Below are 12,294 nucleotides of genomic sequence, written 5' to 3' on the forward strand. Positions count from 1 at the left end.
TCGTTTTTAAGGATGTTATGCTACATAGCTAAAATCCAATTATCTGTAATAACGCATGACATTAAAAAAGAGGTTCCGACTTTGATAGTCTAAACCTCTTTAAAGCTGTTTTTCAGAACTACTTTCACATTTTATGTGAATGAGTAGTTCTTATGCATTCGTTTTAGCGCACGTAATCCTTAACCATTCTAGTAGTTCTTATGCATGAGCATTTGCACATGTAATCCACTCAAAATTTTAGTAGTTCTTATACATGCCCTTTAATTAGGGAAAATATGGTATCAAGCATCTGTGTCTTAATAGGATACGTAGGGCTATGAAAGATTATTTAAAATTCACTTTCTGTCCTACATCCCTATACTTATTATTTACTTGCTAATGCTTCATGTAATGCTTTATCTGAATTATTCCACATAGCTAAATCATGTGTCTGTAGAAAATCTTTCAAAACTGCTTTATTGTCCTCACCAATATGATCTATATCGATTTGATGTTTCATTGATTTATCCATCATATTAACATGTTCAGGCATGCTTTTGTACCCTCTGCGAATGCTCTTATTCACTAATAAATAACATCCTGTCACGCCAGCATAGTAAGGTCCATTTTCGCCTCTTTCAGTCGTAACCCAACATAACCAATATGCCTTGGCTTCGTCACCTTCTACAACTTCTTTCTCTTTAATCCATTTAACACCTTTTTCTACACTTGAACGTGCGTGCATACCACCAATATCAATAAAGGCTTCTTTATTTTGAACATCAATAAAGACAGGTGCCACATTATCCAAACTGATAGAACCTATATTTGTACCTTTGTGCCCATCAAGTGGGTCATTCTTAATAATGTTAAACTTAAATCCTTTATTTCCAGCCACTCACGTGCACCTCCCAAATTATCTAAGGCATTTATTTCATTTTACCTGTTATCATATTATGAATTCAATTCATCTAATATACTATTAATTGCATTTTTTACATGATCATCTTCAATATCCGCAATGAGTTCTTTTGGATAATATAATTTATAATCTTCTCGATTAATTCCTGTAATACTATGGATAACCAATGATTGACTACTAATTTCACGAATTTTTCCATTACGTTTTAGTAAATGAATCGGCTGTCTATTTGATCCAGGTCTATCATAATCATATGGTAAATCTGAGAAGGACTCACTGACAAAATAATAATTCGGATTTATATCTGCTTGAATAAACAAATCAGTTAATTCTGAGATTGTTATAATCGAACCATCAAAAGGCATATATTTTAATAAATCTCGATTGATAAAACGTCGTGATAAATCACTCAAGATGGGATCTTCTTCTTTCACCCATGCCTTTAAGTAATATAAGACAACCGCTTCATCTAAATCTACATATTGTTCAATTGTCATGGATTCTTCGAAAAATGGTACGAAATCTGTTGGATACATTTTAAAAGTATAGCCTTCATTGTACAAGTATTTCGCACGTTTCAAACAATTATTTAATAACACTTCTCCTCCTCTACTGACTGGGTGAAAATAAATTTGCCAATACATTTGATAGCGACTCATGATAAAGTTCTCTACTGCGTGCATACCACTTTCTTTAATCAACACTTCATCTTTAGATGGACGCATCAATCTCAAGATACGTTCCATATCAAATTCTCCGTATGATACACCGGTAAAATAAGCATCTCTTTGTAAATAATCCATTCTATCAGCATCAATTTGTGAAGATATCATGGAGATGACTAATTTGTTATCGTGTGTTTTATTAATAACATCTGCAACTTGTTGTGGAAAATCATCCGAAACACGACTTAATACTTCGTTAACTTCCGTCGGACCCGTAATAATTGCCTGTGTAAATGCTTCATGATCCGTGTTAAATATCTTTTCGAAACTATGAGAAAAAGGCCCATGTCCTAAATCATGTAATAATGCTGCACATAAGGCTAACGGGCGATCTTCGTTATTCCATGCTTCTCTTCCATTAAATGAATCATCAATTAACCTACGTACAATTTCATATACACCCAACGAGTGGCCAAATCTACTATGTTCTGCCGTATGGAATGAAAGATATAATGGGCCTAATTGCTTTATACGTCTTAGTCTTTGAAATTCTTTCGTCTTAATCAAATCCCAAATCACTTGATCTCTGACATGGATATACCTATGAATTGGATCTTTAAACACTTTTTCTTCTGGTAATTTTTGTGTAGCATATGTTGTAAATGTCAATGTAGTCCTCCTATCCATATCCTATACTTATGCAGACTAATTTATTGTCTTACGCATTAACGCTAAATCCATGGCTTCACCATACATAACATGCGTATATGAACGTAATTTTTCAAAGCCTTTTTGCTCATAAAACGAAACAGCTTCATCATTCTTATTATCGACTTCTAAGAAGACTTCTTTATATTCATCGTTGAAATAACTTAAACCTTCAGTTAATAATTCAGAACCATAGCCATGATGTTGCCACAATGGACTTACATAATGTGCTGATAAAAATAATTCAGAACCATAAATAAAATTCGCAAAACCAATAATATTTTCATCTTCTTCTACGACTAAAAACAATTGATCTTCCAATCGTTTTAATAAATGTTGTTCATTATATGAAGCAGCCAATAACTCATTTACAGTTTTAGCCGCATAAATATTCATGTACGTATTATACCAAGCTTTTGTTGCTACATCTCTGATGCCTACAACATCTTGCGGTGTTGCTTTTCTAATTTTATGCATGTTGTTCTCCCCCTATTTAGATAGGTCATAATAGCTACATTATATCATAATTTTAGTATTCAAAATACTTTAGCTATTTATATAAAAATAGCTTGGGCAATATTATAATTCACCCAAACTATCTATGTTATATTTAGTTCTTCCCAAGTGTTTGTTGCCATTCTTTTGCACGTGACAGTGCATAAACATCTTTTTCAATATCTCCCGGTCTTTCAGCTGTACCAATAATATAGCCCCCTAGACTCGCACCTAGAAACTCTAAACTATATTTAACTTGTGTGATGCATGGTTTGGCTTTGACTTTAGGACAATCGCCACCAACGATAATAAGTCTAAAATCTTTCTTAGACATCTTATCTTTAAAGTCTTTATAATTTGAATCCAATAAAGTTTCAGACCAATGATCAAAAAATGCCTTCATTGATGCCGATAAACTATACCAATAAACTGGCGAAGCAATTATAACTGTGTCACTTGCTAATACTTTATCTATAATCGTCTTATAGTCATCCGCATATGAATCTATGCTTTTGTCTACGTGTCTATAGTCTCTAACCGGATTTAATTGATATTGCGTTAAGTCTATCCATTCGTAGTCGTATCCAGCTATGGCCATCTTAGTTAAACGTGCAGTATTCCCTTCTGGTCGACTGCCTCCAAATAAAACTGCGATCATAATAATCTCCTTCTACTACTCATTTTATATTCCCTTCAAAAATTATAAATATACATTTCCATAAAATCATTAAACTTAATTAATAATTCTACACTAAAAAGTACAATTACTAAACAGTTTACTTAAAATAGAATAATAAATTAAATTATTTGCTCAAAAATTGAACTTATAACCCCTACTATAAATGTATATTTTTAAAAAGATCTTTATAAATATAAAAAGTAGATAAACATAATACATGTTCACCTACTTTTATTTTTTTATTTTATAGGAAATAATTTTTCGATTTTTTCAATCTCTTCTTCAGTTAATTCAACATCTAAAGTTGTTAAATTATCAACGACCTGATTTGGACGCTTAGCACCTGGAATAACAATATCTAATGACGATTTTGTTAAATAAAATGCCAACACAATGTGTGCAACATCCACTCTGTGGTTATCAGCAATATCACGTAGTTGATCAATTTTCTCTAAATTTTCTTTGAATTTTTCACCTTGGAATTCTGGATTTTTAGCACGAATATCATCAAATGTCGAATTTTCATTATATTTACCTGCTAATAAACCAGAAACGAGTGGGAAATATGGAATAAACGTGATGTCGTGTTCTGAAGTATATTCAAAAATATGCTCATTTTCACGATTTAATAAATTATATTCCATTTGTACAACATCTACCAAGCCATCTTTATTCGCTTCTTTTAATTGTTCTAAATTGAAATTGGACACCCCAATCGCTTTGATCTTACCTTCATCTTTGAGCTCTTTTAATGCTGCGACAGCTTCATTCTTAGGCGTGTCCTCATCCGGGAAATGTATATAATATAAATCAATATAGTCCAACTGCAGACGTTTTAAACTTTGCTCAACCTGATCTTTTAAAAATTGAGGATCATTTGAATATTTTACATTACCATCATCATCAAAATAGTGTGCGCCTTTAGTAGCAATTGCAAAATCATCTCTACCAAATTCTTTGACCGCTTCACCAACGAGTTCTTCTGAACGCTCTGGTCCATAAATATAAGCTGTATCTATCAACGTTATACCATTTCTCACTGCGGTACGTACAGTTTCTTTACCTTGTTCTTCATCTAAATCATTATAGAAATTATGTCCGCCTACTGCATTTGCACCTAATGCGATAGGTGTTACTTCAACATTTGACTTACCAATCTTTGTTTTCTTAGTCAATCTAGCCCAACTCCTTCTATAATTCTCTTATATTTTTACACATAGCGATGTATGTGCTATCCACAGCAATTGATTTAACCATATATCACTGTTATTTTTACAAGTAGTTATACTCTACCCTCTTTCTTTATATTTAAAATAAAAACGTAAGTAATAGATATTATCTAATATGATATCTATTTAAAATTTAGCATGATTACGCTATAAAACTAAACATATTTGCTTGATTACGACATCAAATTTTCATACCTATTATGTTTTTTAAAAGCGTATATTGAAAAAATGGGATTACGGCATCAAATATAATTTGTTGATTTCGTAATCCCATCCACGTCCGGCTTTTGAACTATATAGTATTCATTTTATTTTCGTACTTTATTTTATTAAAGCCTTCCCAGCTATTATGTATGTTTTCTTTGCGCTAACTTTTCTTTTAATTTTCTATCTTGTTCTTCTTTACGACGTTTACGTTCTTCATTACGTTTTCTTAATCGTTCTTCTTCTTCAGGGTCTCTCGGTTTCTGTAATTGTTTTTCCACTTTTTCCATAAGTTCATCTTCTGTGAGTGCAGCGAGTGGACGATTATTAACAAAAGCAAACGTTTTTCGGCGACCCGGTCCACAATACGACTGACAGCCAATTTCTATTTCAGCTTCAGGATCTAATTTCGTTAACTTTTTTTCTAATGACTTACAGTTTACCCCTTGGCAATCATCACAAATTAAAAATTTATTTTGCAACTACACCCATTCCTTTCTTATGGTTTACAGTTTATCAAAACAGCTTAAATATCATTTCACAATGTAAACATTCATTTATATGTATCATCATAAGGTTTATGATGCCTTACTTAATATGTATTTTAGATTTTACAACTCTAATTATTTTACTCTATTTTATTAAAATTTCAAGTTTATATTCTTTTAATATCAACATTCAAAGGGACAAGTTAGTATCATCACAATGTAAATGACGATACTAACTTGTCCCTTTATACTTAATATAACTATTGATAGAATTTACGTCCACCATAAATCTGGTGCATGATTTTCAATATTAACCGATTTCAAATTATTCACTGCTTTATTAAATCCTTCTTCAATTGACATAATTGGATCCTCATGTTCAATGCTCACCACATAATCATAACCATTTATTCTTAATGCACTAATCATGTCTCCCCATTCTTGAATATTATGACCATATCCTACTGTTCGAAATGTCCAGGCTCTCGTTTGTATATTGCCATATGGCTGCATATCCGTTAAACCGTACATATTCACATTCTCTTGATCAATATATGTGTCCTTTGCATGAAAATGATGAATTGCATTTTCTTTTCCCAATATTTTTATTGCAGCTATTGGATCAATACCTTGCCACCACAGATGACTTGGATCTAAATTCGCACCAATAGCATCATTGGTTGCCGCTCTTAATTTTAATAGTGTATGCGGTGTATGAACTAAAAAACCAGCATGAAGTTCTATACCAATTTTTATATCGAGTGACTTTGCATAGTCAGCAACATTTTTCCAGAAAGGGACAAGTTTTTCATCCCATTGCCATTCTAGAATATTAGTGTACACTGTTGGCCATGGTGTAACAGGCCAATTAGGATACTTTGCTGAGTCATCCGAACCAGCCACTCCCGAAAACGTATTTACCACTGGTACGTTTAACAGCGACGCTAATTTTATCGTTTTGTATAAAGTATCATGCGCTTCTTGAGCTTCTCTTTGATCTGGCGAAATAGGGTTATTGTGACAACTCAATGCACTAATTTCTAATCCACGCTGCTGAATCGCTTCAATAAATGATTTTCTTTGAAATTCATCATTTAGTAGGTCATCTAATGCACAAAACTGGTCTCCTGGATTGCCTCCTGTCCCTATTTCAAGCATTTTCACACCTGATTTTGCTACGTAATCTAACATTTCTTCAAATTCTTTGTCTTGAAATAACACGGAAAACACACCAATTTTCATAAAAAAACCTCCATAAAAGTTATACCTTTGCCAGTCGAACACTTTGTCCAATTTTGCTACTTTGATAAATCGCGTCTATCAGTATATTGATTTGCATCGCTTGCATTGGTTGAACAACAAGAGACTCATAACCAAGGCAACTATCCACAAAATTCTTTGCTTGTCGTTGTGCAGCTATTTCTTCATCATGTTCTGCTTGTGCTTGTTCAATAAAATAAGTGCCTAGTCTGGGTTGATAAATTTCAAAAGGATATAGATTTAAGCCACCATCTACACCAGAAATGCTTAAATGTCTCATATCTTCTTTAATATTGGCTGACCAAGAACATTCAAATAAAAGCGTTGAGCCATCATTAAAAGTAATATAACTTGTCACGTGATCGTCTACATCAAATGATTCATTATCAAATGCGCCCCAATCATTTATTTGATTGGGTATTTTACTAAGTCGATTGTATGTTTTTCCAATCACTTCTACTGGTGCGATATCGTTTAATAGCCAAAGTGATAAATCAAGCATATGACATCCATAATCAATTAAACTACCTCCACCTTGTAGTGCTTTGTTTGTAAAAACACCCCATCCGGGTACTTTACGTCTACGCATTGCTTGTACACGTGTTACTAATGGATCGCCTAAAACACCCTTATCAACAGCATTTTTGGCATTGATTGCAGCATCTGTAAAGCGATAATGATAGCCTATAGCAAGTGTTTTATTGACTTTTTCTGCAGTATTTATCATTTTTTCACATTCTGATGGATTCATAGCCATTGGCTTTTCACAAAATACATGTACACCAGCTTCTAAAGCAGCAATGCTAATTTCTGCATGATATTTATTAGGTGTACATACAGCGACAGCGTCTACATGTTCAAATATAGCGTGATACGTTTCATACACATTTTGAATTTGATGACTTTGAGCAACGCTTTTAGCTAATTCAAAATTAATATCTTGAACTGCTACAACATCAGCCAAATGATTTAATTGTTGAAAAGCTGGTATATGCCTATTACGTGCAATACCACCACACCCAATAATACCTATCTTTAATTTTTCCATAACAAGATGCCCCCAGAATTATTTTTCTGATATTTTCTCTAACGGTATCGCATTACCATACTCATGTTTAGGTGTCCCACTACTGTAAGCCCATACTATGCCATTTTTTATAACTTGTTGGACATTCGTATTGTAATATGTTGGGTAGCTTTCGTGTCCCGGCCTGAAATAAAATATTTTGCCATTACCTCTTTTAAACGTTACACCACTTCTAAATACTTCTCCGCCCTCAAACCAACTTATAAATACTGTTTCATCTGGCGTTGGAATATCAAAATGTTCTCCATACATTTCTTCTTTTTCTAGTTCAAAATGTGATTCTATGCCTCTTGTGATGGGATGTGTTGGATCAACAACCCACAAACGTTCTTTTTCATCTGCCTCCCTCCATTTTAAATCACACGACGTACCCATTAAGGATTTGAAAATTTTTGAAAAATGTCCAGAATGTAAGACTACAAGCCCCATGCCGTCTAATACACGCTGCTTCACCTTCTCTACTATTAAATCCTCTACTTCATCATGTGCCTTATGCCCCCACCAAACAAGTACATCTGTCTGCGATAATACTTCGTCAGTCAAACCATGTTGTGGTTCATCTAATGTTGCTGTAGTTACGTTATGCTCAACATTCAAAAACGATGCGAGCGCATGATGTATACCTTCGGGATAAACTGCTTTTACTGTTTCATTTTCTTTCTCATGTCGATATTCATTCCAAATTGTAATATTCATAAAATGTCTCCTATTCATTTGATTTATCGTTTAAATATACAGCTTTACCTGTTTTCGCTGATTCATATATAGCTTCTAAAATTTGAGTGACAACGAAAGCCTCATGTGGTTTAACTATGGGTTCTGTATCGTGAATGATATTATTTATCCAAGCACGTGCTTCTTCCTCTGCTTCGTCTATTGTTTCACCTTCATAAAAATCTACCCCTGTATTTTCTAATTCAATTTCAGATGTATACAACGTTTCTAAATCTTCACCATGAATACGTAGACCATTTTTCATATCTGCTCCACCATCTGTACCTGATAAAGAACATTTAGCTTCATCAACTTCTAAGGAATTAAGCGCCCAACTCGTTTCTAATATAATCGTGGCACCATTTTTCATTTTGATAAATCCAAATGCAGAGTCCTCCACAGTAAATTTACTTGGATCCCATGGCCCCCATGCATTTGCTGCATTCGCATGATTCCCTAATTTATGGAATGTTGAGCCCATCACCGATTCAGGTTCATAATTATCCATCATCCATAACGTTAAATCTAATGCATGTGTCCCGATATCAATTAGGGGGCCACCACCTTGCTTTTCTTCATCTAGAAAAACACCCCACGTTGGAACTGCGCGTCTGCGAATAGCATGAGCTTTACTGAAGTAAATTTCTCCTAAATCTCCACGTTGTGTTACTTTATGCAAATACTGACTGTCTGCTCGAAATCTATTTTGATAACCTATTGTCAATTTTTTATTATTACGGACTGACGCATCAATCATTGCCTGCGCTTCAATAGAAGTTTTTGCCATAGGTTTTTCACACATTACGTGTTTACCTTCATCTAATGCTGCAACTGTAATTTCTTGATGTGTATTATTCGGAGTACAAACATGTATCACTTCTATATTGCTGTCTTTTAATAATGCTTTATAATCTTCATATGCCTTTGCATTATTGCTACCATAGTTTTCTGCAGCCTTATATGCTTTAGCAATGTCAATATCGCAAAAAGCAACCATCTCTACTTCAGTGATTTTTTCTAAACTTGGTAAATGCTTTCCATTAGCTATACCGCCACAACCAATAACACCAACTTTTATTGTCATCGTCTCATCTCCTATATAACATTAATCAATTTCTTTGAAGTAAACGCTTACAAATAGCAAAAAAAATATACTTTTAATAATTTAAATCTAAATTAAGTTAATAGTAAATTAAATAAGTAAAAACACCAATAAATTTGACGTATTTAGAATTTATATATTAACATTAGAATATATTTTCAAAATTCGGAAATTTTTCCAATGAATAGGTGGCATCTTTTTATATGGTTCTAGATCATCTTATTAATAAACACTTTGAACAACTAACAGAAAATGATTTACATATTATCAATGTTATTAGACAAAATATTGATCAAATTTCAAATATGAAAATTCATGATTTAAGTAAACTGACCCATACTTCCATCTCCACTATCCATAGACTTGTTAAAAAAATGGGATTTGAAGGTTATAGTAATTTTAAATTTTATATAAAAATGGATTCAAATAATGAATCACCTCAACTTGCAAGCGCCGATCCAATTATTGAAGATGTGAGAAGAACCGTAGAACATCTTGAAATGTTTGACTATCACACACTTAATCAATTAATCGAAACTGCTCCATTTATCTATATATTTGGTACTGGTATGGCACAGCAAAATGTTGCACGTGAAGCGCAACGACATATGTTATCTATTTCAAAAAGAGCAATCGTTATAAATGATGAAACCGAATTGCGTTTAGCCATAGATCAAATGTCTGCTGATGATTTACTGTTTATCATCTCATTATCAGGAGAAACCAAGAATTTAATTGATCCCATACAACTCATTAAATCTCGTGAATTGCATTACGTATCTATTACGACTTTGCATGATAACTATATCGCTAAAAATGCTGCGTTTAATGTATATGTTAATAGTGCACCTATTCAATTTTTTAATACTACAACATACTATAGTTTTACACCTTACTATGTTGTATTTGATTTTATAGCTAGAACGTACCATAACTATAAAATCAATAATAACTCATTCCTGTAATAATTCATCTAAGTCTAGAAAACATTATAGATGCATATGTGTTTTTCTAAATAATATAGGCTACTTTCACTCAAGGTGCCATGCTTCATTTCAATAAAGTGTAAGAAAAGAAATTGATCAAGTTGATATTTCTTTTCTCACTTCCACTAACATGTACACTTTAGTGTTTAGCAGTTTTATTAAGTAGTTGCTCTACTTCCTCTCTTATTTGAGGAACTGAAAGTCCAACAATGACCTGAACGTTTTTACCACTCTTCACTAATCCATGTGCGCCTCCATTTGATTTAAAGTAATCATCTGCCGCTACTTGTTCAGGGTTTGCCACTGTTACACGTAATCGCGTTGCACAATTGGTAACATCCACTATATTTTCTGTGCCACCTAAACCTTCAATATATACTTCAGCTTTTCTTTGATATTCGTTAGAACTATTAGAGACGTTGCTTTGATTTTTATTTTCACGATAATCTTTTTTCGTATATAATTTAGTATCTTGATTGTCGTCTTTTTCTCTACCTGGCATCGGTATATCAAACTTCAATATGATAAATCTAAATAAATAATAGTAAATAAAGATAAAAATGATACCAATGATAAATTGCGCTACATATGTCCCCCAATGTGAACCAAATAATGGAATCCAATTTGTTGCTGCAATTTCAATAAAACCGCCTCCTAAGTTACCAACTAATCCAAATGCATGCATAGTCGTAACCATTGTTGCCCCTAGTATGGCATGTATTAAAAATAAGAAAGGTGCAATAAAAATAAAGGTAAATTCTAATGGTTCTGTAATACCAGCAAATACTGCCGTCAATGTAGCTGCTAATAATAACGCACCGACTTCTTTCTTTTTATGAGGTTTGGCAGTGGAATATATTGCAAGTGCTATACCTATTGATCCAAATATTTTAGTATTCCCTTGTAATAAAAATCCGCCGCCAGGGAAGATGTCTTTCAATGATTTCTTGGTCTCTGAATATTCAGTAAGGTGCGAAATCCAATATGATTTAATGCCACCATTCACAACTGCAGGTCCATATTCAAATGGCGTATAAATAAAATGATGTAATCCTGTTGGAATTAGTATTCTTTCTAAGAAATGAAAGAGCCAAACCCCAACATAGCTAGATGAAGCAAGAAATACTTGTAACGATGCGATCCATCCTTGAACTATTGGCCATCCCCAACTTGTTAGAAAAGCCAAAGGAATCATGCTAAAGAACGCAAGCATTACCACAAATGGAGAACCTTGAAATATACCTAAAGATTCAGGTAACTTCTTATCGTAATACCGATTATGTAACCATATGGCGATACCAGAAATAATTAATGCACCAATGATATTAGTATCTAATGTTTTAATACCAACTAACTCAGTTATCCCAGTTACATCGTCAGGACTACCTTTAAAATCCACACCAAAAGCTGGCCCCCAAGTTGTTAATATGCTATTGATAAAATAATTAAACATCATATAAGTAACCACTGAAGACATGACCGCATGCCCCGCCGATTTCTTCGCTAATGAAATAGGTAACCCAATGACAAAAATAAGTTCAATATTTTCAAATACAGTCCATCCACCATTTTCAACTAGCGACCATACTTGAAACCATAAACCTTCTGGATCCGCAAGATGTCCCATTATGGCTTCATTTTTGAAAAGTGTAGCTATACCTATAATGATTCCAAAGAATGGAAACAATAATACTGGAACAATCATTGCCCCGCCAAATCTACGTATAGCATTACCAAAATTCCGTCCAATGTTCATAATAATCACCCTTTTTCCAC

General features: G+C 33.3%; 12 protein-coding genes. 1 reads left to right on the plus strand and 11 read right to left on the minus strand.

What is annotated here, in order from left to right; translation table 11 throughout:
- Positions 1-364: 364 nt before the first annotated feature.
- From ACP7BT_RS06085 to ACP7BT_RS06130, 10 genes are all read right to left on the minus strand, one after another.
- Entirely contained in the window at positions 365-877 is a 513-nt protein-coding gene (locus ACP7BT_RS06085; protein WP_002484054.1) for a YwhD family protein, read from the minus strand.
- Positions 878-933: 56 nt separating this feature from the next.
- Positions 934-2,235 (minus strand): HD domain-containing protein, encoded by a 1,302-nt coding sequence (locus tag ACP7BT_RS06090; protein WP_041079765.1) that lies wholly within the window; start codon positions 2,233-2,235, stop codon positions 934-936.
- A 36-nt stretch (positions 2,236-2,271) separates the two neighbouring features.
- Positions 2,272-2,751 (minus strand): GNAT family N-acetyltransferase, encoded by a 480-nt coding sequence (locus ACP7BT_RS06095; protein ID WP_002484056.1) that lies wholly within the window; start codon positions 2,749-2,751, stop codon positions 2,272-2,274.
- Positions 2,752-2,884: 133 nt separating this feature from the next.
- A complete protein-coding gene (locus ACP7BT_RS06100; RefSeq protein ID WP_041079766.1) occupies positions 2,885-3,427 on the minus strand; it encodes a flavodoxin family protein in 543 nt (180 codons plus the stop codon).
- 260 nt (positions 3,428-3,687) lie between these two features.
- Positions 3,688-4,623 carry an aldo/keto reductase gene (locus ACP7BT_RS06105; RefSeq protein ID WP_041079767.1) on the minus strand — a complete coding sequence of 312 codons (936 nt, stop codon included), beginning with the start codon at positions 4,621-4,623 and terminating at the stop codon, positions 3,688-3,690.
- A gap of 401 nt (positions 4,624-5,024) precedes the next feature.
- The gene (locus ACP7BT_RS06110; protein ID WP_041079768.1) at positions 5,025-5,363 is read right to left on the minus strand and encodes a DUF1450 domain-containing protein; all 339 of its coding nucleotides are present in this window, start codon (positions 5,361-5,363) and stop codon (positions 5,025-5,027) included.
- A 279-nt stretch (positions 5,364-5,642) separates the two neighbouring features.
- A complete protein-coding gene (locus ACP7BT_RS06115; RefSeq protein WP_002484060.1) occupies positions 5,643-6,611 on the minus strand; it encodes a sugar phosphate isomerase/epimerase family protein in 969 nt (322 codons plus the stop codon).
- 19 nt (positions 6,612-6,630) lie between these two features.
- Entirely contained in the window at positions 6,631-7,677 is a 1,047-nt protein-coding gene (locus tag ACP7BT_RS06120; protein WP_002484061.1) for a Gfo/Idh/MocA family protein, read from the minus strand.
- An 18-nt stretch (positions 7,678-7,695) separates the two neighbouring features.
- The gene (locus tag ACP7BT_RS06125) at positions 7,696-8,412 is read right to left on the minus strand and encodes a ThuA domain-containing protein (protein ID WP_002484062.1); all 717 of its coding nucleotides are present in this window, start codon (positions 8,410-8,412) and stop codon (positions 7,696-7,698) included.
- Positions 8,413-8,422: 10 nt separating this feature from the next.
- Positions 8,423-9,514, minus strand: coding sequence for a Gfo/Idh/MocA family protein (locus ACP7BT_RS06130; protein WP_002484063.1), 1,092 nt, complete (start codon positions 9,512-9,514; stop codon positions 8,423-8,425).
- 221 nt (positions 9,515-9,735) lie between these two features.
- Here ACP7BT_RS06130 and ACP7BT_RS06135 point away from each other — a divergent pair, with 221 nt between their 5' ends.
- On the plus strand, positions 9,736-10,497 hold the full coding sequence (locus tag ACP7BT_RS06135; RefSeq protein ID WP_002484064.1) for a MurR/RpiR family transcriptional regulator: 762 nt from the start codon (positions 9,736-9,738) through the stop codon (positions 10,495-10,497).
- Positions 10,498-10,657: 160 nt separating this feature from the next.
- Here ACP7BT_RS06135 and ACP7BT_RS06140 read toward each other — a convergent pair whose 3' ends face one another.
- Positions 10,658-12,274 carry an alpha-glucoside-specific PTS transporter subunit IIBC gene (locus ACP7BT_RS06140; RefSeq protein WP_037539044.1) on the minus strand — a complete coding sequence of 539 codons (1,617 nt, stop codon included), beginning with the start codon at positions 12,272-12,274 and terminating at the stop codon, positions 10,658-10,660.
- Positions 12,275-12,294: the final 20 nt, after the last annotated feature.

The sequence above is a fragment of the Staphylococcus sp. Y174-1 genome (assembly GCF_049897865.1).
Lineage (GTDB): Bacteria > Bacillota > Bacilli > Staphylococcales > Staphylococcaceae > Staphylococcus > Staphylococcus saprophyticus.